Below are 25,353 nucleotides of genomic sequence, written 5' to 3'. Positions count from 1 at the left end.
GGCCCTCACCCTGTGCCGGCCTTCGGCCTGCCCGCGTTCCACGCGGCCCGCCCTGTGACGCTCAGGTCGCGCAGCGCGTTTTCCGACGCCCGGTCGTCGGGGAGGTAGGCCAGCAGGTGGTGCGCGGGTTCGTCGACGGCGGCCAGTTTGACGTAGCGCAGCCGCAGGTCGCCGGCCTCCTGGTGGCGGAAGTGGCGGACCGCGGGCTGGAAGCCGGTGGTCTCTCGTCGGTGGTACCAGCGAGCCGCGTCCGGGTCGGCCAGCAGTTCGGCGACGATCTCCGCGTACCGCCCGTCGTCCGGATGACGGGCCGCCTGGGCCCGGAACTGTCCCAGCAGCGCCCGCGCCTCGCCCTCCCAGTCGGCCAGCAGGCTCCGGGCGGGCGTCCAGCGGAACACCAGCCACAGGAGGTTGCGCCGCTTGGCGGGCAGCCTCGCGGGATCGGTCAGCAGCGCCGCGTAGCCGCAGTTCCAGGCCAGCAGGTCCCAGTGCGGGTCGAGTACCACGGCCGGATTCGGGTCCAGGGTGCGCACCAGGGTCAGCAGGTTGCGCGACACCCAAGTGGGCGCCTGCGCAGCGGGCGGCGCCTCCTCGACGAAGGACAGCACGTGTGCGGTCTCGGCCGCGTCCAGCCGCAAGGCGCGGGCCACCGCACGCAGCACCTGTTCCGAGGTGCGCACCCTGCCCTGTTCCAGCCACGCGTACCAGGAGGCGCTGATGCCCGCGAGCTGCGCGACCTCCCCGCGCCGCAGCCCCGGGGTGCGGCGGCGGGACGAGCCGGGCAGGCCGAGCTGACTGGGCGACAGCCGTTCCCGACGCGAACGCAGGAACGCGCCCAGCTCCTGGCGTGGTGTGCGTGCGCCGGACGGCTCCCCGGTCACCGCTTCGTACGGCCGTCCCATCCGCCCTGTCCCCTCGCCCTCACCTGCGTGCGCACGTGCCGTGCCCCTTACAGCCAAGCCCGCCGCCGTCGGGGCGGCCGCCGGACAGGCTGTCAGTGATGGTAATCGGCTGACGGATCCGGCCACGGCCGACCGATGGTGAGCTGGAGTTACCCGATGGAGCTGTCGGACAGCAGCAAGAAGGAGTGTCCTGTGATGACCGCCACCACCCCGGACCCTGCTCCGGTCACGCCACCGGCACCCGCTCCGGCCCGGGCCAGGGGGGACGGGCTGCCGGGGAGAGCCCTGTGGTTGCTGCGGGCCGCCGGATTCGTGAGCAACTTCGACCGCTTCTGCATCGCCCCCATGTTGGTGCTGATCGGACATCAGCTCGGTGAGCCGCTGCCCATGGTGGTTCTGGCGGCCAGCGGCTACTACCTGGCGTACGGGCTGATGCAGCCGGTGTGGGGGCTGGCCAGCGACCGGATCGGCCGGGTGCGGGTGATGCGGATCTCGCTTGCCGGGGCGGCGCTGGCGGCGTTCGGCTCGGCGCTGGCGTCCGGCGGCCCGGAGTTGATCGGCGCCCGCGCGCTGGCCGGGGCGTTCTTCGCGGCCTCCATCGCCGCTTCGCTGACCTATGTCGGCGACGTCGTCCCGGCCGCCCTCCGGCAACGCCCGCTGAGTGACCTGATGACGGCGTTCGCGCTGGGCACGGCAGTGGCCACCGTGGTGGCGGGGGCTCTGGCGCACTGGGTGAGCTGGCGGCTGGTCTTCGCCCTGCCCGGGTTGCTCGCGGCCTACCTGGTGGTGGGGTTGCGGCGGTTGCAGGAGCCTCCCCGGCACCGGACGGCGTCGCTCCTCGCACCGTTCCGGGTGGTGATGGCGTCGCGCTGGCAGTGGTTCGTGATGGCGGTTGCCATGGTGGAAGGAGCCGTGCTGCTGGGCTTCCTCACCTACCTGGCACCGGCGCTGGAGGCCAACGGCGTGCCGACGGCGCTCGCGGGTGCCGTGGCCGCGCTGTACGGCGTGGGCTCGATGACGGCGGCCCAGGTGGTCAAGCGACTGGTCGGCCGGTGGACACCGGTACGGCTGATCGTGGTGGGCGGTACGCAGATGGCGGTTGCCTATCTCATCGCCTCGGGCAGTCAGTCGCCTCAGGCACTCGTGGGAACGGCGCTGCTGCTGGGTGGCGGCTGGTCGTTCATGCACTCCACCATCCAGTCGTGGGCGACCGCCCTGTCGCCGACCGCCCGGGCCACCGGCGTGGCAATGTTCGGAGTCTCGCTCTACGTCGGCAGCGCGGTCGCCAGCGGACTGGCCTCCGGCGCCGCCCAAGCCCACCACTACCGGCCGATGTTCCTTTTGGCCGCGGTCCTTTCAGTACCCCTGACCGCGGCGGCGGCCGTCGGTCGCGCCCGGTACCGCTGAAGCCCCGGCGGCGCGGTCCCCCGTACCGCACCGCCGGCAACCGGCCCCGCCTCCCGCGCCCGACCGGCGCCCCCGTCCGTCCGGGACGCGGGGAGGCGGGGCTCGCGTACGCTCCGGCAGGTCGAGGGGCGACGTGCCGCTCGGGCGGTCCCGACGCGGGCGTCGCGCCGGCCTTCCTCCTCGCCCTGCGCCGCACGGGTCTCGTCCAGCGCCTCGTCGTCATGGAGGCCGTTCTGGGCAGGCTGCCCGGCGCCGAGGACTTCCTCGCCGACGGGCCGCCGTGGTGGTTCGGCTTCCACTCCGCCGCGCCCGGACTCGCCGAGACCGTGCTGGAGGGCAACGAGGGCGCCTACGTCGACTGGTTCCTGAACGCCGGCACGCTCGGCGGCGGGGTGCGCCCCGCTCTCCGGGAGGCCTTCGTCCGCGCATACACCGGCCGCGAAGCATTGCGCTGCGCATTCTCGTATTACCGGGCTCTGCCCGAGAGCGCGGCACAGATCGAGCGGGTGGTCGCCGCTTCCCGCCTGACGGTGCCGACCATGGCGCTGGGCGCCCGGCCCGTCGGTGCCGCGCTGGAACGCCAACTGCGCCCCTTCACCGACGATCTCACCGGACACGTCATCGAGGACTGTGGCCACATCATCCCGCTGCACCGGCCCCGCGCCCTACTCGCGCTGCTGCACCCCTTCCTGGTCGGTGAGGACGCGAGAACAGCGTGACCGGGTCATGCCGTGTCGACGGGCAAGCGGGCGCCGCAGCTTGGGTGTGCCCGTCAAGGGCAGTGGCCTGCCGTCGGATCGGTGCTCCTCCCGGATCCCATCATGCGCAGCGCGTCGGCGGCCGCCGACGACAGCATCGCCTCGTACAGGTCCGCAACGGGAATCCACACCGCCGCGACGGTGGAGCCGTCGGTCCCGGCCGCTGGCGGTGTTCCGGGCCGCACGTCAGGGCCTGGCCACCGCGGGCCACGAGACCACGGCCAACCTGATCGGCAACGGCGCGCTCGCCCTGCTGGGCCATCCCGCCCAGCTGCGGGCGCTGCGTGAGCATCCTGGGCTGTGGCCGACGGCGGTGGACGAGCTGGTGCGGTGGTGCGGCTCGATCCTCATCACACAGCTTCGGTACGCGACCGAAAACGTCGAGGTCGGCGGGCAGGTGGTCCGCGCGGGCGAGGCCGTCCAGCTGGTGGTGGTGTCGGCGAACCGCGACCCGCGCGAGTTCGACGACCCGGACCGCCTGGACGTCACACGCCGCTCCTCCAAGCCGGGCGACGGGCACATCGGCTTCGGGCTGGGCGCGCACTACTGCCTGGGGGCAGCGCTGGCGAGGCAGGAGTGCGAGGTGGCGCTGCGAGCGCTCTTCGAACGCTTCCCGGATGCGTCGCTGGAATCGCCGGACCAGACGTGGGTGCCGGTGCCGGGCCTGCGTCAGCTGGCAGAGCTGAGGCTGCGCCTTCACTGAGGGCAGGTGCAAGGGGGGCGCAGGACAGAACAGATCCACCCGAAGTATGGAATTCCCTGCGGAGGCGGGGTGTTCGACGGATAGGCTGGGACCGTGGACGCTCATTGGGAACCCACAGAAGAAGGTGTCTTACGGCTGCCCTCGGGCCGCCTGGTACGCGGCCGTGGCCTGCGCAATCCGCTCCCCCCGGGGCCGGAACCCCACTTCGCGCTCTACCTGCGCGGCCGTCAGCCTCCGGAGGTCGCCTGGGAGAGCCGCTGGGTCCGCTGGCCGGACTTCTGGCTCCCCACGGACCGGCAGGCCTTCACGGCGTCCCTGCGCGAACTCCTGAGCCGATCCGAGTCCGAACGAGTGGAAATCGCTTGCGGCGGCGGCTTCGGCCGCACGGGCACGGCGATGTCCTGCTTGGCCATCCTGGACGGCGTCCCGAACGACAAGGCCGTGGCGTACGTGCGCGAGCACTATTCCCATAGAGCGGTGGAAACGCCGTGGCAGCGGCGCTTCGTGGCGCGTTTCAGCTAGGCGTTGTCCCGTAAGTGCTGATCACAGGTGAGATGATCTTGCTGTGGCTGGTGTGATCACGGCGTCGGAACCCTCGTGGATAGACCTGTTCGGCCGGCTCGTCACCGTCCTGCGGCACGAGGGTGGCGACCCAGTCGACAAGGGTCGTCCGGTAGCCACGTGATGGCTACCCCGCCCCACCCAGGGGGATTTGACGACCCACTCGCCATCGGAGCTTTCGCGTCCGCTCGGACGATGCTTGACACCCCGTCAAGGCCATGCCTGCGCCGACCAACGCCACTGCCGCATAATGGCCCGTTCGCTTTTCCCCACGGCACCCTCCCGGCTCGCGCCTCGTCGATCCCGGCCTGCCCCGGTGTTCTACCCGCCCGCAGCCACCGGGCGACCAAAGGTCACCCGCCTCAGAGCACTGACGCAGGTGAAACCAGCCGCTCGAGGCTGGGCAAGGATGTGCGCCTCCCCGCCCAGCCAGCCACGCGCCGGGTTGGTCAGGCTTCGGAGGCGGGCAGCATGGTCTTTCCGTAAGCGTCTGTCTGCTGGTGCACGTGCATAGGGGCAGCGGGGGTGCTCCAGACCTGGATCAGGTGTTCTTCGATGGGCTCGGCGCCTTCGGGCAGGTCCATGACTTCGTTGGCTGCGTCCCTTCCTCTCGCGTGCACACGTACCCGGTAGGGACCCAGGCCGGCTTCCGAGAAGTCGGGCAGTTCCAGGAGTCCTTCGGTGGGCATCATGGTCGACAGGCCAGGCCGCGGGCCGCCCAGGGCCGGGCTGGCTTCGACGATCTCGTCCCAGTCGTCGCGATCGACGACCGCGGGCGGTTCCGTGCGGACATCGACGGTCACGCGGACCTCTCCGGAGTTCAGTCCGGTGATGACCACGGCGAACTGCCCTGGGTCACACGGGTGCCCTTGCGCGTCCAGAACGCCGACCAGGCCGTTGAAGTTGTCAGGCGCTGGTTGCGTAGGAAGGCCCCGTCGCCGGCTGAGGCCCGCAACGGGGCCTTCCGACGCAACCAGCATCCGACGCAACCAGCAGAGGTAGACCCTCCGGCCGGGAAGGGCGTCTACCCGGTTAAGGCGCGGGGGACCAAGCCGAGTCGGGCTGTCTCTCCCGGCATCGGCTCACCCTCCCCCGCTGCGAAGGCCCCGGTGTGCTGGGGCCTTCGCCAGCCCTCAGCTGAGCTGCTCGGCGAGTCCGACGATGATGCCCTCGGGACCGCGGACGTAGCAGAGCCGATAGCTGTCCTCGTACTGTGCCAGCTCGCCGACCAGCTCGGCGCCGTGGGTGCGCAGGCGGGCAACGGTGTCCTCGATGTCGTCGACAGCGAACATGACGCGGTGCGTGCCCAGGATGTTGTGGGGCCGGTTGCGCGGCCCGGCGCTGATCGCCTCGGGGCTGTGGTACTTCGCGAGCTCGAGCCGGCCGTGACCGTCCGGGGTGCGGATCATCGCGATGTCACAGCGGACGCCGTCGAGTCCGGTGCACTGGTCGGCGAAGAGGCCCTCGACCTCTGTTCTGCCCTCCAGCTGCATACCGAGTTTCACGAAGAACGCGATGGCGGCATCCATGTCCTCGACGACGATGCCGACGTTGTCCATCCGCTGAATCGCCATGCTGGTCTCTCCTTCTTCTTCGCGCAGCCGGTGGTAGCTGCTGACATCCCTGGGACGGAGCCGGCGGCACGTTCTCGACATCTTCGCCATGAATCTCGATGAGCGGGCCGGTACACGCCCAAGGTCCGGCGGCACGGGCATCCTCGTCCGGGTCAAGGGCCGCTGGCCCTCACCCGCGTCAACGCCCGGCTCAGCCACAAGCACCGCGCTCCGGGTGGAACAGCCCGGCGTTGGTGGCGGCGACAATCGGCGGGCCGCTGCTTTGGCGCGTACGACGAGGACGGCCTCGGTGACGCCCCCATACGGTGTGCCGACCAGGCACGATCGGAGAGTGGAGCTCAGGATGACCGAACTGGTCCCGTCGGAAGTCACGCGGTCGGCACCCGGGGCGGGCCGACGCACGCTCGGCGTGCTGCCCCTGGTCGGAATCTTCTTCTTCACGGTGTCCGGAGGACCCTTCGGACTCGAAGCCTCACTCTCCAGCGCCGGTCCGGGCATGACCCTGCTGATGATCGTCTTGGTGCCGGTCGTCTTCGGTGTGCCGAACGCTCTGGTGGCGGCGGAGTTGAGCGCCGCGATACCGGTCGACGGCGGCTACTACTACTGGACGAAGATCGCGCTCGGCAGAGGTGCGGCATTCGTGTTCGGGGCCTGGAATTCGATCGGGTCGGTGCTGAACCTCGCCCTCTACCCGATCCTGCTGGTCGACTACCTGGCCACCTGGGTCCCGGACCTCGCTCGCGGGAAGGGGCTGGTGATCGTGGACCTGTTCCACGGCGGTTTCGTCGTGGACCTGCACTGGATCGTCACCGTCGCCCTCATCGTCCCGATGGCGTACCTGAACTACCGCGGCTCCAAGGCGGTGAGCGAGTACTCGGTCGGGATGATGCTGCTCATCCTCGCGCCGTTCGCGGTGTTGACGGTCCTCGGCATCTGGCATGCGGTCGGCAACGGGATCAACGTGCTCTCGCCCTTCATGGTGCCGGGACAGAGCGTCCACTCGTCGGTGGCCGGTGCGCTCAGCGTGATCGTGTGGCTGTACCTCGGCTTCGACGGCCCGAGCACCGTGCTGGGCGAGGTCGCCGACGCGCACCGGACCTACACCCGGGCCCTGCTCATCGCGGTTCCGCTGATCATCACCGCCTACCTGTTGCCCACCATCGCCGCCATCGGCAGCGGGCTGCACCGGGGTTCGCCCGCCGACTGGGTCGAGGGTGACTTCGTCGTGGTCGGCGGCGCCCTGGGCGGAGTCTGGCTGAAGGTGCTGATCTCCCTGGGATCGGCGCTCTCCCTGGTGGGGCTGTTCATGGCGATCCTGCTGACGAGCACCAGGGTCCCGCGGGCACTCGCCGCGGACGCGTACCTGCCGCGCTGGATGGCCCGGGACAGCAGGCGGTTCGACACGCCGGTGGGCGCGCTGTTGACGATCACCACCGTCGTCGTGGTGCTCTCCGCCGTCGACTTCAGCTCGATCCTGCGGGCCATGGTGCTGCTCACCCTGGCCGCGATCCTGCTGGAATTCGTGGCCTTCCTGGTCCTGCGGTGGAGGTATCCGCAGATGCTCCGGCCGTTTCGGGTCCCCGGCGGCTGGCCCGGCGCGGTCCTGGTCGTCGCGCTGCCCACAGCGATGATCGTGTATCTGGCGTGGGGTACGGCGGTCGACGAGGCCGCGACGTTCGGCATCAGTCTCGCGGTGGCCCTGCTGGCCGTGCTGCTCTACCCGCTGTGCCGACGGTTCGTCAAGGGCGACCGGCCGGACGCGGAGATCGACTCCTCCCAGGTCGAGCTGGGTCCGGACCGGTTCGCGGGATTCGGTTCACGGAAGGCGGGCGTCTGATGGATGTGCAACGAGTGGTTTCCGGGCTCGCGGAGCGGTTGCGGGCCTCGTGGCCGGTGCCGGGAATCGCGATCAGCGTCGTCGACGGGACCGGCGAGTCCGCCTTCGTCACCGCGGGATTCGCGAACGCGGAGTCCGGGGCGCCGGTCTCCCGTCGCACGCGGTTCGAGATCGGTTCCGTCAGCAAGACCTTCACCGCCTTCCTGATCGGCATACTGGCGGACGAGGGGAAGGTGGACCTCGACGCGGCGGTCGCCGACCACCTGCCCTGGTTCGCCCCGAACGGCGGCTCCCGCGCGATCACCGTCCGGCACCTCCTGCGGCACACCTCCGGCCTGGTGGCCGGGGCCGACGCGCTGCCCGACGCCGCCGCACGCGGCTACGCGCTGCGCGATGCGAGGACGTGGGCCGAACCAGGCGAGCTGTTCCACTACTCCAACGAGGGCTACAACCTGCTGGGGTTGATCGTCGAGCAGGTGACGGGGGAATCGCTGGCGGACGCCATGGCCGGACGGCTGCTGTGGCCCCTGGGCATGCGCGACTCGGCGGCGCGGATCGCTCACGAAGACCTCGCCGACGGGGACATCAACAGACTTGCCACCGGGTACCGGTTCCTGCGCGACGACCGCCCGCCGCTGCCGTCGGCCCCGCTCGTGCCGGCCGGCTTCTTCGAGTATTCGGCGGCCGACGGGAACGTGCTGGCAACCGCTTCCGACCTGGGGCTGTTCGCCCGCATGCTACTGGGCCGGGGCAGCCTGGACGGCACCAGGATCATCGGGCCGGAGCGTTTCCGGCAGATCGTCACGGTGCCTGCCGACGGGGTCGGTTCCGGCTACGCGCTCGGCGTGGACGTGGAAGTGATCGACGGCCACACCTGGCTGACGCACGCCGGCGGGATGGTCGGATACCGCTCGTACCTCGCCGTCGACACCGACGGTGGGCACGGTGTCGCCGTGCTGACCAACGCACCCGGCGAGTGCCAGATCATCGACCGCTTCGCCCGCCATGTGCTCGCCGTCGTCCAGGGAGCCCCGGCGGATCCGGCGCTGTTCGACCCGGAGCGGATTCCCGACGCCCAGCGCTACGTCGGGATCCACGGAACGACGCCGCGCCGGATCCGCGTGGAGACCACGGGGGACGGCGGTCTCTCGCTCACCTCGGACGGGGTGACCGGCAGGCTGTACGACGCGGGGGACGGGCGGCTGGTGTGCGATCACCCGGGATGGTCGGCCTACCACCACTGCCTGGACGGACGCTGGCTCTGCGGACCCGAGTCACTGGGCCCCGGCCCCTCCGCGCCGGCCGCTCCCCCGCACGCACTCGCAGGTCGCTACCGGAGCTACACCCCGTGGTATCCCGGCTTCAGCATCGTGCAGCGGGCGGGACGACTGCACATGATCGCCGCGACCGGCGTGGAAGCGCCCTGCGACGAACCGGAACTCGTCCCGCTCGACGACGGGACGTTCCGCGTCGGAGCCGATCCCCGGCTGCCGGAGCGCCTGACGTCCGGCCCCGCCCCGGACGGCGCGGTGCTCTGGGTCGACCTGGACGGGTGCCGCTACACGCGCTCGTTCCGGGATCAGCCGGAGCCTTGAGAAGCGCCCGCCCGCAGCTCGCGCACCCGCAGCTGGAGGTGCGCGAGCAGCATGGCGTCGGCGTCGGCGAAGTCCAGCCCGGAGACCTCGCGGATACGGCGCAGCCGGTAGCGCATGGTGTTGGGGTGGATGTGCAGGGCATCCGCCGCAGTGTCGGTGACTGCGGCGGCGTCGAGATAGGCGGCCAGGGTCGCCGCCAGCGGACCGTCCTGGCCCTCTTCCTGGCGCAGCCGGTGCAGCGCGCCGCCGGCGTCCGGCAGGCCGAGCGCCTCGGTCGCGTCGGCGAGGTGCAGCAGCAGCACCGCCAGTGCCATGTCCTCCACGGTGCGCACGGCCGGTCCGCGGACGGCCGGGTGCCGCAGCGCCCGCAGTGCGGCGTCGGCCTGCGCCCGCACCTCGGCGATCCGGCCCGTCGATGCGGCCGGGCCGCCGACGGCGACCACGTAGTCACCGGCCAGTGGGGTCCGCGCGAGGAAGTCGCGGGCCAGGGTGACGGCCGATTCCAGGGACGTGGCGTGTTCCGGAGGCCAGGCGGCCAGGACGTACACCGCTCCGGTGCCCGTCACCAGGGCTGAACGGGGGTGCACGGCCGCCAGGAAGTACTCCAGCGTGTCCGCGAACCGGCGCAGCATGGCGGCGTCCAGCGCGTCGGAGCCCGTGCTCCCGGCCAGCCGCGGGGCCGCGGCCAGGACACAGACCGGGCCGGAGCCCAGCTGTAGGCGGCTCGCCTCCACCGGGTCGGCCGTCCCGCCGAGTACCGCGGCGGCCAGCTCGCCGCGCTGGCGGCGGGCGTAGCCGGTCTCCGTGCGCAGTCCGACCAGCTGTAGCGCGACCAGGGGCGCGAATTCGCGCAGCCGGGCTGTGGCCGCCGCGTCGAGCGGCCCGGTGACGGCGGCCCAGATGTAGCCAAGGACGTCCGAACCGGCCCGGACCGCGATGGCGACCCGTGCCAGCTGATCCGCCCCGGTCGCCTCCATGTACACCGGGTCGGTGCTGGCATGGAGCCGCTCGAACTCCTGACGGTCGCGCTGCTCGGCGAGCGTCCGTTGCTGCACGGCCCGCCCCAGGATGGTCTCGATCCGCTCGGAGTCGGTCCGGTCCTGCCCCTCCGACCAGGCGACCAGCGCGGAGAAGCGGTCCTCGATGGTGACCGGGGCGCCGACGGCCTCGTATACGGCGTTCGCCAGGGCGAACAGCTCCGCGCCGCTGCCGACCGAGCGCACGCGCGTCCTCGCGTACTCGAGCAGTTGCTCGCGGACGGTCGTCGCCACGTGCATCCAGGACGCGTCCCGGTTGACCTCGATGATCGACGGTTTGTCGTCGGCCGACGGCGGCACCGGGGCCTTGACCGCCAGCACCTCCGCGCCGGCCTGCCGCATGGCCGCGGTCAGCTCGCGCAGTTCGGCCTCCGTGGTCACGCCGACACCCAGCACCACGCATCCAGGTCCGAGCTGTGCCGGCGCACCCGGGGCGTGGATGGCGATGTCGGTGAGCGGCCCGCCGCTGCCGGTCCCCTCCTGGACCAGGCGCAGCAGCGCCGGGCCGACGTTGTCCACGAGCTGACGAACGGGCAGGTGCCCCCGAGCGCCGGACTCCCGCATGACGCACCCCCGATGCGAAGGACTGTTGTGGGCGTCAAGTCTGGGAGCCACGCATTGACGATGTCAACGATGATCCGGGGTGACCGTAGCGGGAGCATGGCAGGAGAGCGGGACGGATCAGTGGCACAGGGAGCGTGGATGGCAACGACGCAGACGCAGGCGGGCCGGGAACTGCTGGGGCTGTTCCCGCCCGGGACCACCCGGGACGGGAGCGGCGGACTGGTGATCGGCGGCGTACCGGTGGTCGAACTCGCCGAGTCATACGGCACTCCCGCGCTGATCCTGGACGAGGGATCGGTCCGCGCCCGCGCCCGCCGGTACGCCGACGGTCTGGCCGCCCGTCGGCCGAACTCCCGCGTCGTCTTCGCCTCCAAGGCCTTTCCCTGCACCGCCGTCATCCGGCTACTCGCGGAGGAGGGCCTGGGCATCGACGTGGCCGGCGGCGGCGAGCTGACCCTCGCCCTGGCCGCGGGCGCGGACCCGGCCGGTCTGGTCGTCCACGGCAACGCCAAGACCGAGGAGGAGTTGCGCCTCGCCGTGGAGGCCGGCGCCGGGACGGTCGTCGTCGACAACTTCGACGACATCGACCGGCTGGAGAAGATCCTCGCCGGTACCGCGGCGGAGCAGGGGGTACTGGTCCGGGTCACCCCCGGTATCCGCCCCGACACCCACGAGGCCGTGTCCACCGGCCAGACGGGCTCCAAGTTCGGTCTGCCCCTGCCGCAGGCCCGGGAGGCGATCGCGCGGCTGCGCGGCAGCGACCGGCTGCGGTTGGACGGCGTCCACGTGCACGTCGGGTCGCAGATCCTGGACCTCGCACCCTTCGCGCAGGCCGTCGAGGCGGTCGCCGAACTCGGCGAGTTCGCCGTGTACGACCTGGGCGGCGGCCTCGGTTCCCGCTACACGTACGCCGACCGGCCGCCCACGGTGGAGGCGTACCTCGACGCCATCACGGATGTCGCCCGGCACCTGCTGCCCGCTGACGCCCGCATCCTCATCGAGCCGGGCCGCTCGATGGTCGCCGAGTCCGGCGTCTCGCTGTACCGGGTCGTCTCCGTCAAGCGCGGCGCAGGCCACACCTTCGTCGCTGTCGACGGCGGCATGGGCGACAACCTCGAAGTCTCCCTCTACCAGCAGCGCTTCGAGGCGGCCGTCGCCGACCGCCCGACCGGCGGGGGTGAGGTGTGCCGCCTGGTGGGCCGGCACTGCGAGTCCGGCGACACGCTCAGCGCCGACGTCCCGCTGGCGGACCCGCGCGTCGGGGACCTGATCGCCGTGCCGGTCACCGGCGCTTACACCTATGCGCTGAGCAACAACTACAACGGTGCGCGCCGCCCGCCGGTGGTCTTCGTCCGCGACGGCGCGCACCGGGCCGTGGTGCGCCGCGAGACCTACGCCGACCTGATGCGCCGGGATCTGCCGTAGGGGCGCACCGGAACGCCGCCCGACTCCGGGAGGCAGCGGGGCGGGTCAGCGGCGGGGGCGGGTGGTGTCCAGGTCGGCCAGGGCTCGGCGGTCGGTCTTGCCCGAGGGGTTGATCGGCAGCTCGGGCAGCGGGACGAAGCGGGTCGGCACCATGTGGGCGGGCAGCACGAGGCGGGCGTGGCTGCGCAACTGGTCCGGCGACGGCGGCTGCGCGGTGGGGGCGTGGTCGGGGGCGGACGGGTCGGCGGGGGTGTAGAAGGCCGTCAGTTGCGGCTCGCCGAGTCGGCTGAGCGCACACACGACCGCCAGGTCGCGGATGCCGGGGGCCTCCCGCAGGCGCGCCTCGACCTCGCCCAGTTCGATCCGGTGGCCGTTGACCTTGACCTGGTCGTCGGCCCGCCCCGCGTAGCAGTAGGTGCCGTCGGGCAGCAGCCTGGCCAGGTCGCCGCTGCGGTAGTGCCGGCGGATGGTGCCGTCGGCGTCCGGCAGCAGGGGGAAGCGCTCGGCGGTCAGCTGGGGCATGTCGAGGTATCCGGCGGCGATGCCCGCTCCCAAGACCAGGATCTCCCCGGTCCGGCCGGGCTGGATGTCCGCGCCGTGCTCGTCGACGACCCGCAGCTGCCAGCCGTCCAGCGGCTCCCCCAGGTCGGAGGCGAAGGCCGCCTGGCCCGTCGTGTCCGGCTCCCGGTCGAGTTCCTCGTCGGTGAGCGGACGCAAGGTGACGAAGACGGTGGACTCGGTGATGCCGTAGGTGTTGACGAACCGGGTGCCGCGGCCGAGGGCCGCCCGCCAGTCGCGGATGTCGCGGACGTCGATCGACTCGCCGCCGAAGATCACGTAGCGCAGTGCGGACGGGACCGCGGTGCGACGGCTGGGCGCCGTCCGCGCGAGGTGGCGGAAGACCGACGGGACCACGTTGAAGACCGTGACGCCTTCGCGGGCCAGCAGGTCCAGGGTCGCCTGGGGCGAGGCCGCCACCTCCGGCGGTACCACCACCAGGGTCGCCCCGCTCAGCAGGGCGCCCCAGATCTCCCACACCGAGAAGTCGAACGCGTAGGAGTGGAAGAGCGTCCACACGTCTTCGGGGCCCGTTTCGCAGCGCGGCTCGCAGGCCCGGATCAGGGCGGCCACGTTGCGGTGCGGGACCGGAACGCCCTTGGGGCGGCCGGTCGAGCCGGAGGTGTAGATGACGTAGGCCGGCGTACCGGGGTCCACCGGGCGCGCCGGCGCGGGCGCCTGCGCGGTCGGCGGGGCGGGCGCGTCCAGCCGCAGCACGGGCAGGGCGGTGAGTTCGGCGGGCAGCGGCTGGTCGGAGAGCACCAGGGCCAGGTCCGCGTCCTGGGCGGTGAAGAGCAGCCGCCGCGCGGGGTAGGCCGGGTCCAGCGGGACGTAGGTGTGTCCGCCGCGGAGCACCGCGAGCATGGCGACGACCAGCTGTGTGCCGCGCCGCAGGTGCAGTCCGATCCGCGCACCGGGCTGCGGGCAGCGCTGCCGCAGCAGCGCGGCCAGTCGCTCGGCCTGCTGGGCCGTCCGGGCGTAGGTCAGCTCGCCGTGCTGGTCGCGTACCGCGACCTTGTCGGGGTGGCGCAGGGCCTGGCGATCGAAGAGGTCGTGGAGCAGCAGGCTCCTGTCCTGGGCGGGCTCGGTCATCGCGTGGCGCCTTCCGTGGGGATTCCGGGGCGGGGGTGGACGAGGGAGGCGGGGTCACAGGGCCGGGCGGATCCGGCGGGCACGCAGCCAGCCGTCGAGTTGCAGCACCATCTCGGTGTCGGCGCGGCCCAGCCAGCCACCGCGGTCCAGCCGGCCCGGGTCGTCGACGACCTGCCAGGCCTTGGGCAGGTCGAGCAACGGCCGCACGGGGGCGTCGTGGTCGGTCAGGACCTCGCGCAGCCGCTCGGCCAGCGACTGCTTGTAACCGGCGTGGTAGGTGATCGGGAAGGGCACCTTGGGCCGGTCGAGGACCGAGGCGGGCAGCAGGTCGGCGGCGATCGTGCGCAGCAGGCTCTTGTCCCGGCCGTCGAAGGACTTCATCCGCCAGGGGACGTTGTACAGGTAGCGGAAGAGGCGGTGGTCGGAGAACGGGAAGCGGACCTGGAGCCCAGCGGCGGCGGCCAGTCGCTCGGAATGGTTCACCGCCTGCTCGTAGAGCCGGGTCATGTGCAGGTAGTCGATCTCCCGGGCCCGCCGGTCGTCGGCGGGGGCGCCGGGCAGGTGCGGCACCTCCTGGCGGGCCTCCTGGTACCGCTCGGCGCAGAAGCCGGTGAAGTCGATCCCGCGCAGCAGGTCCTGGTCGAACAGGTCGTTGCCGATCCCGTTGTCCAGCCCGAAGGCGCGGGCGCGTTCGATCCAGGGGAAGGTCCGGTGCTCGGTGGAGGCCCGCTCCTGGTCGCTGATCAGGCCGCCGAAGACCGCGTCGGCGGCCTCGCCGCTGAGCGCCACCGGGGTTTCCGCGGCGACTTGACGGTAGAACAGGTAGGGCGTCAGGTTCTTGTCCCCGAAGGGTGAGGGGAAGTCCTTGGCCGCCAGTACGGCTTCCAGGGTCGGCGGGTGGGTCAGGGTGGCGGGGTCGACGAGGATCTCGTGGTGCTCGCAGCCCAGGTGGTCCACCACTGCCTGGGCGAACGGCCGGTCGGGCACGGTGGCGGCGCTGTCGCCGAACGAGACGGTGAAGGTCCGCGGCGCGGGCCCGGCGCGCTGGGCCACCAGGGCGGTGAGGGTGCTGGAGTCCAGGCCGCCGGAGAGCAGGACGGCGGCGGGCGAGCAGGCCGCCGCCTCGCGGGCGATGACCTCTTCGAGCAGGGCGCGGGTGGTGGCGATCGTCGAGGCCAGGTCCTCGGTGTGCGGGTGCGCCTCCAGGGCCCAGTACCGGTGCTCGCGCACGCCGTCCGGGCCCAGCCGGACCAGGTGTCCGGGGCGGACCTCGCGGACCCGGCGCAGCGCCGAGTGGCCCGGGCGGCGCACCTGGGCGAGTAGCGAGCACAGGCCTTCGGCGTCGAGTTCGTTGTCGATCAGCGGGTGCGCGCCCAGTGCCGCCGCCTCGGAGGCGAAGAGCGCGCCGTGCGGCAGTGGCAGGTAGCTCAGCGGTTTGATGCCGAAACGGTCCCGGCCGAGCACCAGTTCACTGCTCCGGGCATCCCAGATCGCGAACGCGAACAGGCCCTCCAGTCGCTCGGCCACCGCGCAGCCCCAGCGCAGGTACCCGTGCAGGATCAGCTGCGCGTCGGTGATGAGCGGTCCGGGCGGGTCGAGTGCGGAGCGCAGCTGCGTGGCGTTGTCGAGGACGCCGTCGAAGGTGATCGCGGCGAGCGTGCGGCCGTGCTCCTGGACCGCCGCGGGCGGTGCCCCCAGCGGTTCCGGGGCGTCGGCGCGGTGGCCCAGCAGGGCGTGCGGGGCGCTCCATTGCCGGTCGCCGTGGGTGCCGCGGACGAGTCGGGCGGTCATCGCGGCCACGGCGGCGCTCTCGCGGGTCAGGTCACGGTGGCGGTCGACCCAGCCGGTGATCCCGGACATGACGCTCCTCACCTCTTGGATCGGTGGATCGGTGGCAGGCGGGGCAGGGGCCGGCTGCGCCGGCGGATCCGGGTGCGGGTGGTCTCAGTGCGTCGGGTCCGCCGGGTCCAGCTCCTCCAGCGGGGTGGCGAGGTGGTCGGCGAAGGCGCCCAGCAGGGTGCTGAGCCATCGGCCCAGCTTGCGCATGTCCGCCGCGTCGAAGCGGTCCCCGCGGTGGGACAGCCCGGCGCGCAGGCGTCCGCGGTCCTCGACGAAGGTGAGCGTGAGCCCGAACTTGGCCTCGTAGCCGAAGCGTTCGTCGCTGGGCAACGGTGTCATCAGGGCCTCGCCGATCGCCACCGGCTCGGCGGACCTGACGTTGAGGTTGAGCATGACGTCGGCAAACGGGGTGGTGGTGGCACTGCGGGGCGGCGCCAGGCGGGAGACGACCTTCTCCAGCGGCGCGCCCGGGTGGTCGGCGAGGAGCAGGACCGTCTCGCGCATGGCGTCCAGCAGGTCGCCGAGCGTCTGGCCGGCCTCGCGCCGTGAGCGCAGGATCGCCGTGCCCAGGCGAGGGCCGAGCAGACCGGGCAGGCTGCCGCCGGCGCCGTCGACCACCGGCACCGCGAACGTGACGTCGAGCCGGCCGGTCAGGCGGTGCAGGGCGGCGGCCACCGCGCTCGCGGCGATCATGAACCACGAGGTCGCGCGTCCGGTCCCGACCTGGCGCAGGCGGGCGAGCAGGTCGTCCGGCAGTTCCAGGACGAACGCGCCGTCCGGCTGGGGCACGGTCGGCGGCGCGAGCGGCAGGCGCGGCGGGGCACCGGCGAGGCGCTCGGCCCAGAACTCGGCGGCCGCGGTGGCGGCGGCGCGCACGCGTGGGTCGCGGGAGGCCGTGACGAAGTCCCGGTACTGCGCCGGTTGCGGCTCGCGCGGCGTACCGCCGTGCGCGGCGGCCGCGTAGCCCGTGGCCAGTTCGGCCGCCAGCACCTGGACGGACTCGCCGTCCAGCACCAGGTGGTGGGCGCAGACCAGCAGCGCCTGGGTGTCCTGGTCCAAATCGGCCAGGGCGAAGCGGACCAGTCGTCCGGTGGCGGGGTCGAAGGGGGTGCGCGCGGCCTTGCGCAGCCAGTGTTCGAGCGCCGGGGAGCGCTGCTGCTCGGGCAGACGCGTGAGGTCGTGGTGTTCGAGCTCGGGGGACCAGGGGCTTTCGATCTGTTGGACCAGTCGGCCGTCGTCGTCCAGGAACCGGGTCCGCAGGATCTCGTGACGGGCCACCAGGGCCGCCAATGCCTTCTCCAGGATGCCCGGGTCCAGTCGGCCCCGCAGCCGCCAGGCCAGCACGATGTTGTAGACCGCGTGGCCGGGGTCCATCCGCTCGGCCAGCCAGATCCGCTCCTGGAAGCCGGAGGCGGCGGTCTGTGCGGCGTGGGGTGCCGGGCCGTCGGGTGCCGGGCCCTGGCCGGTGGCGCTTCGGCGCTCGTCGACGAGCTCGGCCAGCTGGCCGAGCCTGGGGTGGTCGAACACGTCGCGCAGCGAGATCCGCACGCCGAGCTGCTCCTCCACCTCGGTGACCAGTCGGCCGACCAGCAGGGAGTGGCCGCCGAGTTCGAAGAAGGAGTCCTGCGCGAGCGGCGCGTCCATGACCAGGACCTGTTTCCAGATCCCGGCCAGCGCCGCCAGGCTGCCGGGGTCGGCCGCGCCCGTGGGGTGCTGCCCGGCGGCAGCCGGGGCGGCGAGGTCCGGCCCGGTGGCGGGGGCGGGCCCGGTGGCGAGGCCGAGGAGTTCCAGCCGCGAACCGGGCAGGGTCCTGGCAAGGAGGGGGGTGCGCAGCGCGATGCCGTCGGCGGCGGTGCCGAGCGGCAGCCACTGGCCGTCGACGGGCGCCGCGTCCTGGTCGGCGCCGTGGCCGGAGGTGGCGGGCGCGAGGTCGAGCCAGAGCCGTCCGGGCACACCGAGGGGTGCCGGGTTGCCGTCCTGGTCGACGACGAGCACCGGCACGCCTACCGGCACGGCGGCGAGCGTGCGGGTCGCGGCCGGCGGCGCCCCGGCGGCGATCAGTTCGTCCCGGCTGAAGTACGGCCCCGTCGACCCGGCGGCGCTCTGCCCGCCGTCCCGGGCGGCGCTCCGATCGCCCCCGCTGCCCTGGTCAGCATGGTTGGCCTGCTTGGCCTGCTCCAGTGCGGCAGCCACGTCATGGATGCGGCGCTCGGGACAATCGCAGAGGTCTTCCAGCAGCGCCAGGTAGTCGGATGCCATCGCGGTGAGCAGGCTCGTTCCCACGGTGGCGCCCGGGTCCTTCCAGAGGATCGACAGGCCGCCCTTGTCACCGCGCAGCATCAGGGTCGCCCGGTAGTCCGCGGTGCTCTCCAGCGGGCGCAGGCTCAGCACGGCGGAGTTGCCGCGCGGGTCGGTGAGCCGTAACGCGCGTACGTCGACGTGCTCGTGGCGCCCGGCGTCCCACCACTGGAAGACCACCTGGTGGGTGCGCGCGTGGGCGGCGGGGCCGGTGAGGTCGGCGGCCCGCAGGATGGCCGGCAGCGGCAGGTCGCCGTGGCGCAGACAGGCGCGCACGTCCTGGTGCAGCCGGGTGATCAGCTCGGCGTAGCTGTCGGACCCGGTGACCGTCTGCACGACGGGCAGGGCGTTGACGAAGTAGCCGACCAGCCCCTGTGTGCCGGGCAGGCCCCGGCCGTGGAACGGGACGGAGGCCAGCAGGCGGTCCTGCCCGCTGTAGCGGCGCAGCAGCACGAAGAAGGCGGCGAACATCACCGTGAAGCGGCTGACCTGGAGCCGGTCGGCGACGGCGGCGACGCGCTCCAGCAGCGCGGGATCCAGCGGGCCGCCCAGGACCTGGTAGCGCGGCGGTTCCAGGGGCGCGGGGAGTTCGAAGGCGGGTGGGTCGGCGCCGAGGAAGCCGCGCCAGTAGTCCCGGTGGGATGCGCCCTCGGGGCCCTCGGCCAGTGCGTGCGAGTGCCTGGACGAGGCCTCCAGCAGTGCCACGTGGTCGGGCTCGCCGAGCTCCTGCCCGCTCCAGGCGCGGGTCAGCTCGTGCAGCAGGGTGAGGACCGACGCGCCGTCACAGACCAGGTGGTGGATGGCGATCAGGAGCAGCGTGCCGTCGGGATGGTGGATGACGTCCGCGCGGATCAGGGGTCCGCCACGCAGGTCGAAGGGGTGCTGCCAGGCGCTTCGGGCGGCCTGTTCCGCCGGTTCGGCCGTCTGCCGTTCGCGCACCGGCGCGGGCGGCATCGCCGACCAGTCCAGTACCGCGACGCCCGCGCTCTCGACGACCCGGCCGAGCAGTTGCGGGTACCTGCGGGTGACCGCGGCCAGCGCGTCGTGCAGCCGTGCCGTGTCGAGCTCGCCCTCGACGTCGAAGGCCAGCGGGATGATGTGCGTCCACTGGTCCGGGTCGATCTGCCAGGCGACCCACATGGCCTGCTGCCCTACGGACAGGGGGGTCCGACAACCGCCATCGGCGGCACTGGCCTGATTGACTGTCATGTTTTCTCCTGCGGGCCTGCGGGGCGGTTCGCTGCCGTGGCGGCGCTCGGGCATGGCGACGCCGGGGTGGCGGCGCCGCAGTGTCAGGGGCGGCCCGGGGCCGGGAGCCGGGAGCGCGCCCGCGATCGCCGATCTCGCGGCCGAGCCGCGTGGCCGACTCCTGTCGAAATGCGGGCCGGTCAGTTTCTCAGCAGGCCACCAGGGGAATGCATGTCTCTTTCCTTTCGCCACCGGAACGGGCGCCTGCTCCGCGCGGGTGTTCACGCTGGAGGAATATCGATTTCACCGGGAAACCCAGAATGAGGGTCCGCGGATCAACATAACTTCTCGGTTGACGGGATGCCAGATTCACCCGGAGATGTGACGCGCGCCACATTCAAGGGGGCCGAGATCACCCTATTCAGCATGATTCATAAATCTTTGTCCGAAGTTCCGACCGGGCGCCCAACCCCCTCGATGCCGGAACTGACAGCTCGTCGGAATTATCCGCGAAATCGCCGACAGGGGTTGACGCGGTCACCACCGGACCTCTTATGATCGATCAATATTCGGCAAATACCCCTGCCCGGACAGCCTCTCCATTCTCCGTGCGCCAGCCCTCCCTATTCCCCGTGCGCCACTATGTCCGTGACCTTTAGGGCATGCTGTTTTGCCCTTTCGGATACGGCCTTGCCCACAAGGGCACACCCGCTGTTTCGGCGGCCACCGCCGCCTGTCGTTTCGTCGGGCACCCTGCGGACTCCCGCAGCAGAACCGATCCGAAGGAGAGTCAGCAGATGGATCCTGCTCCGCTTTCCCTGCCCGAGGCCCTGGCCGAGCAGGCGCTGCGCACGCCGGACGCGACAGCCGTGCGGGACGCGAACGGCCGGCTGACCTACCGAGAGCTCCAGGCCCACGTGGCGGGGTGCGCCCAGGCCCTGCACGACAGGGGCGTGCGCCCCTCGGACGTGGTCGCGCTGCGGGCCGCGCGCGGTACCCCCGTGGTGGTCGCCCTGCTGGGGGTGCTCGCCGCCGGAGCGGCCTGCCTCCCGCTGGACCCCGGCGAGCCGGCCATCCGGACGGCGGGCCTGCTGGCCGATGCCCGCGTCACGCTGGCCCTCGTCGACGAGAGCGGTCTGGCGCCGGGAGCCGTGGCCGCGGGCATCGAGGTCCTCAGCCTCGCGCAGCTGCGATCGGCCGGTCCCGCCACCGAGCCGCCGCCGGGACCGCGCGACGCGCAGCAGGCCGCCTTCGTGCTCTCCACCTCCGGCACCACCGGTCAGCCCAAGGCCGTCTCGGTGCCGCATCGCGGGGTGCTGCGCCTGGTACGCGACCAGGAGTTCGTCCGGTTCGGCCCCCGGGACACCGTGCTCCAGCACTCCCCGCTCTCCTTCGACGCCAGCCTGCTGGAGATCTTCGGCCCGCTGCTCAACGGCGGCGAGCTGGTGATCGCCCCGCCCGGACGGCTCTCCCCCGCCGACCTCGGCAAGGTGCTGCACGAGTTCCGCGTCACCACGCTCTACCTCACCGCCTCGCTCCTCCACCTCGTCGTGGACGAGGAGTTGGCGGCCCTCAGCGAGGTGCGGGTGCTGCTCACCGGTGGCGAGCCGGCCTCCACGGAGCATCTGGAGCGCGCCCGGCTGGCCCTGCCGGACTGCCGGTTCGTCGAGGGGTACGGCCCCACCGAGACCACGGTCTTCAGTACCACGTTCACGATCGACCCGAAGCGCCCCGTCCCCTCCCCGGTGCCCATCGGCCGGCCCATCGCCGGCGCCGAGGTGTACGTCGTCGGGCCGGACGGGCGGGTCGTGCCGGACGGGGAGCTGGGCGAACTGTGGCTCGGCGGCGCCGGACTGTCCAACGGCTACCTGGGCGCGCCCGAGCTGACCGAGCAGCGGTTCGTCCCCCACCTGGACGGCACGCCCGGGCGCCGGCTCTATCGCAGCGGGGACCTGGGGCGGCGCGGGCCGGACGGCGACATCGTCTTCGCCGGACGGATCGACGACCAGGTCAAGATCGAGGGCCACCGGATCGAACCGGGCGAGATCGAGCACGCGTTACGCCGCCACCCGCGGGTCGCCGACGCCTTCGTGCACGCGGTCCGCGAGCCCGGCACGGACCAGCGCCTGGTCGCCTACCTGGTGCCCGCCGCCGGGCAGCCGCCGCTGGACACCCACCGGACGCGCGAGCACCTCGCGGCCCTGCTGCCGCCCTACCTGGTGCCGGGACAGTACGTGTGGCTGGAGGAGCTGCCGCTGAAGGCGAACGGCAAGGTGGACCGCCTGCTGCTGCCCTCCCCCGCCGCCGCCACGCAGCCGCGTGCGCGGCTCTCCCTGACGGAGGACCAGGTCGCGCGGATCTGGTGCGAGGTGCTGCGGCTGGAGGCGGTCGGCCCCGGGGACGACTTCTTCGGCTGCGGCGGCACTTCCATCGGCGCTTCCCGGGTGGTCGCCCGGATCCGCGCCCGGCTCGGCGTCGAACTGCCGCTCGCCGTCATGTTCGAGAACCCGACCCTGGCGCGGGTCGCCCAAGCGGTGGAGAGCGCACGGCGGGCGGCACCGGAGCCGGTCGCACCCTCCCCCGGTCCGGCGCCCACCGGGGAGTTCACCGCGCCGGCCTCCCTGCAACAGCGCGCCCGGCTGGGCGCCTACCGCGCCGCGGCCGACGGCAGCACCCAGCCGGTGCTCATCCTCCACCGCCTGCGCGGCCCCCTCGACGTGACGGCGCTGCGCTCCGCCCTGGACGCCCTGACCGTCCGCCACGACATCCTGGCCACCCGCTACCGCGATGACCCCGACTTCGTCGCCGTCATCGCCCCGGCCGCCGGGCGCCACTGGCCGCTGGAGGTCCGGACGCTGCCCCGAGGCCGGCACGAGGCCGAGATCGAGGCCATCCGCGGCGAGCGGGGATTCGGCCGCCTCCCCTTCGACATGGCCCACGGTCCCGTGGTCCGTGCCCTGCTGGTCACCGACGGCGCGAGCGAGCACGTCCTCGCGCTGTGCGTCGACCACATCGCCTTCGACGAGGTGTCCGCCGAGATCCTGGTCGGCGAACTCGCCGCGCTCTACGGCCAGGCCCACGGCCACGCGCCGGCCGCGCTGGGCCCGGTGACCCAGTACCAGGAGTACGCGCGCCGCCAGGCCGAGCAGTACGCCACCCCCGAGGGCCGCGCCGCCCTCGCCCGGGCCGTCGACCATCTCTACCTGCGCGGGTTCCGCCCCCCGCTGCCGCTGCCCGCCCACCCCGGCCACGATCCGCTGGCGACCGGGCGCACCGCCACCGTCGAGCGTGAGCTGCCGCGGGTGCCGGCCGCGAGCGAGGCGGCGCTGGCCGCCCGGGGGATCACACCCGCCTGCTTCTACCTGAGCGTGCTGGCCCGCGCGGTCGGTGAGGTCGTCGACGGCGAGGAGTTCGGCTTCCAGATCTCCCAGTCCGGGCGGCACCTGCCGGGAGCGGACACCACCGTCGGCTGCCTGACCGAGCTGGCCTTCGTCCACTTCGAACGCCGGCGCTGCGCGGAGCCCGGCGAGCTGTTCGAAGACGCCCGGCGGCAGCTGGTGCACCTGGTCACCGATCCCCCACCGCTGGCCGCCGCCCTGGCGCAGCTGCGTGCCGAGGGCCGTGGCGCCGAGGTGGAGCGGCTGCGAAAGCGCCCCTACCTGCTGTTCCACCACCGCCAGGAGCTCCCGGTGACGCCTTTCACCCCCGACCTCCGGCTCACCGCCCTGCGCCCCGCACTCCGCCCGGGGACGCGCCACGACCCCGCCCTGGTGGTCACCTCGCGCTCCGGCCCGCACGGTGGCGCGGTCCTGCTGGAGTACGTCGAGGCGGCCTACCCGCGCGACCTCATCACCACCCTCGCCGATGCCGTCGTCACCGCCGTGACGGACCTCGGCTCCTGGGCCGGCTCCCGGTGAGCCGGGCGCGCGGGCGCGGTTCGCGGGCCACCGGCGTGCTGGCCCTGGCGGAGCGGGCGGCCCTGGTCACTGTGCTCGGCGGCACGGCCGCGGGCGTACGCAACATCGTGCGCTCGGCCCGCTGGAAGCACCAGGCCCGCCGAGGCTTCGCGGCCGTTCGAGCGGACCGGGAGCCCGGCACGGCCTACGTCTTCCTGCTGGTCCCGGCGCTGCGCGAACAACGGGTCATCGAGGGAACGCTGGCCCACCTGCGGAAACTGGACTACCCCGCGGACCGGTTCGAGATCCTGGTCGCCGTCGACGGGAAGGAGAACGGCGAGCGCTCCACCGCCCAGGTGGTGGAGGAGTACGCCAAGCGCCACCCCGACGGCGCGCCGATCACCGTCGTCACCCACACCGGCCCCGAGCAGCGCCGCAGCCTCCAGCTCAACGCCGCGCTCGGCCACGTCCAGGAGCAGGTGCGGGAGCGGCTGGCCGGGCAACGGATCCTGGTCGGCGTCTACGACGCGGACTCCCGTCCCGAGGCGCCGACGCTGGCCTACCTCGACGACCAACTGCGCCGCCGCCCGCAGGCCTCGGCGTTCCAGCAGACCGTCACCTACCTGGCCAACGGCGAGGCCCTGGCCCGCAGCCGCGGCCTGCTGCACGCCAACGCCGTCTACCAGGGCGCGTGGAACCACATCTTCGAGGTCCCCCGGCTGCTCGCCTGCCGGGACCGGATCGCCGCCGGCCGCAGCCTGCCGTTCCCGCCCTACTGCATGGGCCACGGCGAGTTCTTCGACTTGCGGACGCTGGAAGCGGTCGGCGGGTTCCCCCGGACCGGACCGTGCGACGGCATCCAGATCGGCTTCGCGCTCTCCCGGGCAGGCATCGCCATCCATCCGGTGCCCTTCGACGACGCCTGCCAGTCGCCCACCAGCCACACCGGACTCATCCGCCAGCACACCTTCTGGTACTCCGGGAACCTTCAGTTCTTCCGCTGGTACAGGCCGAGTTCGCTCGCCCCGGACACCGTGCTGCCCCTGCTCACCCACACCGCGCTGGCCGGCCGGTGGCTGTGCCGCCCCGCGGTGTTCGCCCTCGCCGCCGCCGGCGCCCACCGCATGGCCGGATGGCGTGGACCGGTGGCGCTGACCGGGCTGATGTACGGCTACTACGAACTGGGCGCGCAGGCGCTGCGGCTCACCAGTCCTCCCGCGACCGGCGCCGCCACCCGCTCCGCCCGGGGCCTGGTCCCGCTCGCGGTGGCCTTCAAGTCGCTCGGAGCGGGCAACGCCGTCGCCCGGATGCTGCTTCGCAAATCGACGTTCAACAAGGTTGAACGGTAAGGAGAGGACCGCATGGACGAGAACTGGGTGTCGCACTTCCTGTCCCATCCCGACATGGAACCGAACCGCACCGGCCACGCGAAGCTTCCGGCCGGTCCTCCGACCTGGGGCGGGCGGGACGCGCCGGACGCGGTGCGCGCCGCGCACCGCGACAGCCTCGGGCTCGGCTGGCTGTACTACGGCCTCACGAGGGCGCTGGAACCACGCGTCGTGCTGAGCATCGGCTCGGGGCGCGGCTTCGTGCCGATCCTGCTCGCCAAGGCTCAGCGCGACCGCGACGCGCCCGCCATCACCTTCGTGGACCCCTCCTTCGACGACGACTTCTGGACCGACGCCGAGCAGGTGCGCACCTGGTTCAAGTCCTTCGGCGTCGAGGAGCACATCGTCCACCATCTGATGACCACCGAGCAGTTCGCGGCCACCGAGGCCTGTGCCCAGCTCCCGCCGATCGACCTGCTGTTCATCGACGGAGGGCACTTCTACGAGGCGGTGGAGACCGACTTCCGGCTGATGTCGCCCCGGCTGGCGCCCGGCGGCACGATCATCTTCCACGACACCGTCAGCCGCAGCGCCAACCCCAAGTGGTCGGGCCCGCGCCGCCTGCTCCTGGAGATCGAGGAACGCCACCCGCAGTGGCAGCTGCTGGACCTGCCGTTCGGTGCCGGGGTGACGATCATGCGTGAGCGCGCGCCGGAATCCCTGCCCGCCTACTTCCAGGGCCTGCACGAGCAGTGGCCCGACCTCGACTCCACCGCCTTCTGAGAGGACCC

Annotated in this window: 16 protein-coding genes and 2 pseudogenes; 11 read left to right on the top strand and 7 right to left on the bottom strand. The window is 72.6% G+C overall.

All coding sequences use genetic code 11. The features are described from left to right. Window positions 1-5: 5 nt before the first annotated feature. Window positions 6-902, bottom strand: coding sequence for a helix-turn-helix domain-containing protein (locus tag K7472_RS02565; RefSeq protein ID WP_222973447.1), 897 nt, complete (start codon window positions 900-902; stop codon window positions 6-8). A gap of 195 nt (window positions 903-1,097) precedes the next feature. Here K7472_RS02565 and K7472_RS02560 point away from each other — a divergent pair, with 195 nt between their 5' ends. From K7472_RS02560 to K7472_RS02540, 5 genes and pseudogenes are all read left to right on the top strand, one after another. Further along, window positions 1,098-2,309: an MFS transporter gene (locus K7472_RS02560; RefSeq protein WP_222973445.1), complete on the top strand. Its 1,212-nt coding sequence runs from the start codon at window positions 1,098-1,100 to the stop codon at window positions 2,307-2,309. Window positions 2,310-2,455: 146 nt separating this feature from the next. After that, window positions 2,456-3,028, top strand: a pseudogene (locus tag K7472_RS02555) (alpha/beta fold hydrolase); the annotation flags it as partial. Window positions 3,029-3,236: 208 nt separating this feature from the next. Then, window positions 3,237-3,770: a cytochrome P450 gene (locus K7472_RS02550; RefSeq protein ID WP_308013732.1), complete on the top strand. Its 534-nt coding sequence runs from the start codon at window positions 3,237-3,239 to the stop codon at window positions 3,768-3,770. A 93-nt stretch (window positions 3,771-3,863) separates the two neighbouring features. Then, window positions 3,864-4,292: a protein-tyrosine phosphatase family protein gene (locus tag K7472_RS02545; protein ID WP_222973442.1), complete on the top strand. Its 429-nt coding sequence runs from the start codon at window positions 3,864-3,866 to the stop codon at window positions 4,290-4,292. Between the two features lie 43 nt (window positions 4,293-4,335). Beyond that, window positions 4,336-4,443 (top strand): annotated as a pseudogene (locus tag K7472_RS02540) (IS5/IS1182 family transposase); the annotation flags it as partial. Window positions 4,444-4,780: 337 nt separating this feature from the next. Here K7472_RS02540 and K7472_RS02535 read toward each other — a convergent pair. Together K7472_RS02535 and K7472_RS02530 are read right to left on the bottom strand one after the other, a co-directional pair. Next, entirely contained in the window at window positions 4,781-5,170 is a 390-nt protein-coding gene (locus K7472_RS02535; protein WP_222973439.1) for a hypothetical protein, read from the bottom strand. Between the two features lie 294 nt (window positions 5,171-5,464). After that, window positions 5,465-5,905, bottom strand: a complete 441-nt coding sequence (locus K7472_RS02530) for a VOC family protein (RefSeq protein ID WP_222973438.1) — start codon at window positions 5,903-5,905, stop codon at window positions 5,465-5,467. 343 nt (window positions 5,906-6,248) lie between these two features. On the opposite strand from K7472_RS02530, the gene K7472_RS02525 reads away from it, so the two are divergent. Both K7472_RS02525 and K7472_RS02520 read left to right on the top strand, forming a co-directional pair. Further along, window positions 6,249-7,742 carry an APC family permease gene (locus tag K7472_RS02525; RefSeq protein WP_222973437.1) on the top strand — a complete coding sequence of 498 codons (1,494 nt, stop codon included), beginning with the start codon at window positions 6,249-6,251 and terminating at the stop codon, window positions 7,740-7,742. Then, window positions 7,742-9,337: a serine hydrolase domain-containing protein gene (locus K7472_RS02520; protein WP_222973436.1), complete on the top strand. Its 1,596-nt coding sequence runs from the start codon at window positions 7,742-7,744 to the stop codon at window positions 9,335-9,337. The genes K7472_RS02525 and K7472_RS02520 overlap by 1 nt, the downstream gene beginning before the upstream one ends. Here K7472_RS02520 and K7472_RS02515 read toward each other — a convergent pair. After that, window positions 9,322-10,938: a PucR family transcriptional regulator gene (locus tag K7472_RS02515; protein WP_222973435.1), complete on the bottom strand. Its 1,617-nt coding sequence runs from the start codon at window positions 10,936-10,938 to the stop codon at window positions 9,322-9,324. The two genes, K7472_RS02520 and K7472_RS02515, sit on opposite strands and share 16 nt — an antisense overlap. Window positions 10,939-11,076: 138 nt before the next feature. Here K7472_RS02515 and lysA point away from each other — a divergent pair, with 138 nt between their 5' ends. After that, window positions 11,077-12,363, top strand: a complete 1,287-nt coding sequence (gene lysA, locus K7472_RS02510) for a diaminopimelate decarboxylase (protein ID WP_222973434.1) — start codon at window positions 11,077-11,079, stop codon at window positions 12,361-12,363. A gap of 45 nt (window positions 12,364-12,408) precedes the next feature. On the opposite strand, the gene K7472_RS02505 is transcribed toward lysA, so the two are convergent. From K7472_RS02505 to K7472_RS02495, 3 genes are all read right to left on the bottom strand, one after another. Continuing rightward, on the bottom strand, window positions 12,409-14,013 hold the full coding sequence (locus K7472_RS02505) for an amino acid adenylation domain-containing protein (RefSeq protein ID WP_222973433.1): 1,605 nt from the start codon (window positions 14,011-14,013) through the stop codon (window positions 12,409-12,411). Window positions 14,014-14,067: 54 nt separating this feature from the next. Further along, on the bottom strand, window positions 14,068-15,873 hold the full coding sequence (gene asnB / locus K7472_RS02500; RefSeq protein ID WP_222973432.1) for an asparagine synthase (glutamine-hydrolyzing): 1,806 nt from the start codon (window positions 15,871-15,873) through the stop codon (window positions 14,068-14,070). Window positions 15,874-15,957: 84 nt separating this feature from the next. After that, on the bottom strand, window positions 15,958-19,359 hold the full coding sequence (locus tag K7472_RS02495) for a condensation domain-containing protein (RefSeq protein WP_222973431.1): 3,402 nt from the start codon (window positions 19,357-19,359) through the stop codon (window positions 15,958-15,960). Between the two features lie 776 nt (window positions 19,360-20,135). Between K7472_RS02495 and K7472_RS02490 the strand changes: the two genes are divergently transcribed. The 3 genes from K7472_RS02490 to K7472_RS02480 are packed head-to-tail and all read left to right on the top strand — an operon-like array spanning window position 20,136 to window position 25,345. Next, a complete protein-coding gene (locus K7472_RS02490; protein ID WP_222973430.1) occupies window positions 20,136-23,255 on the top strand; it encodes a non-ribosomal peptide synthetase in 3,120 nt (1,039 codons plus the stop codon). Next, window positions 23,252-24,583: a glycosyltransferase gene (locus tag K7472_RS02485; RefSeq protein ID WP_222973429.1), complete on the top strand. Its 1,332-nt coding sequence runs from the start codon at window positions 23,252-23,254 to the stop codon at window positions 24,581-24,583. The genes K7472_RS02490 and K7472_RS02485 overlap by 4 nt, the downstream gene beginning before the upstream one ends. A 12-nt stretch (window positions 24,584-24,595) precedes the next feature. Next, the gene (locus K7472_RS02480) at window positions 24,596-25,345 is read left to right on the top strand and encodes a class I SAM-dependent methyltransferase (protein WP_222973428.1); all 750 of its coding nucleotides are present in this window, start codon (window positions 24,596-24,598) and stop codon (window positions 25,343-25,345) included. Window positions 25,346-25,353 lie beyond the last annotated feature (8 nt).

The sequence above is a fragment of the Streptantibioticus parmotrematis genome, from assembly GCF_019890615.1.
GTDB lineage: Bacteria > Actinomycetota > Actinomycetes > Streptomycetales > Streptomycetaceae > Streptantibioticus_D > Streptantibioticus_D parmotrematis.
This window is presented reverse-complemented; position numbering and strand designations above follow the sequence as displayed.

Excerpts from the sequence above, each read along its gene's own strand:
- K7472_RS02565 (WP_222973447.1), bottom strand. The coding sequence starts at position 902 with ATGGGACGGCCGTACGAAGCGGTGACCGGGGAGCCGTCCGGCGCACGC.
- K7472_RS02560 (WP_222973445.1), top strand. The coding sequence starts at position 1,098 with ATGACCGCCACCACCCCGGACCCTGCTCCGGTCACGCCACCGGCACCC.
- K7472_RS02530 (WP_222973438.1), bottom strand. The coding sequence starts at position 5,905 with ATGGCGATTCAGCGGATGGACAACGTCGGCATCGTCGTCGAGGACATG.
- K7472_RS02525 (WP_222973437.1), top strand. The coding sequence starts at position 6,249 with ATGACCGAACTGGTCCCGTCGGAAGTCACGCGGTCGGCACCCGGGGCG.
- K7472_RS02520 (WP_222973436.1), top strand. The coding sequence starts at position 7,742 with ATGGATGTGCAACGAGTGGTTTCCGGGCTCGCGGAGCGGTTGCGGGCC.
- K7472_RS02515 (WP_222973435.1), bottom strand. The coding sequence starts at position 10,938 with ATGCGGGAGTCCGGCGCTCGGGGGCACCTGCCCGTTCGTCAGCTCGTG.
- lysA (WP_222973434.1), top strand. The coding sequence starts at position 11,077 with ATGGCAACGACGCAGACGCAGGCGGGCCGGGAACTGCTGGGGCTGTTC.
- K7472_RS02505 (WP_222973433.1), bottom strand. The coding sequence starts at position 14,013 with ATGACCGAGCCCGCCCAGGACAGGAGCCTGCTGCTCCACGACCTCTTC.
- asnB (WP_222973432.1), bottom strand. The coding sequence starts at position 15,873 with ATGTCCGGGATCACCGGCTGGGTCGACCGCCACCGTGACCTGACCCGC.
- K7472_RS02495 (WP_222973431.1), bottom strand. The coding sequence starts at position 19,359 with ATGACAGTCAATCAGGCCAGTGCCGCCGATGGCGGTTGTCGGACCCCC.
- K7472_RS02490 (WP_222973430.1), top strand. The coding sequence starts at position 20,136 with ATGGATCCTGCTCCGCTTTCCCTGCCCGAGGCCCTGGCCGAGCAGGCG.
- K7472_RS02480 (WP_222973428.1), top strand. The coding sequence starts at position 24,596 with ATGGACGAGAACTGGGTGTCGCACTTCCTGTCCCATCCCGACATGGAA.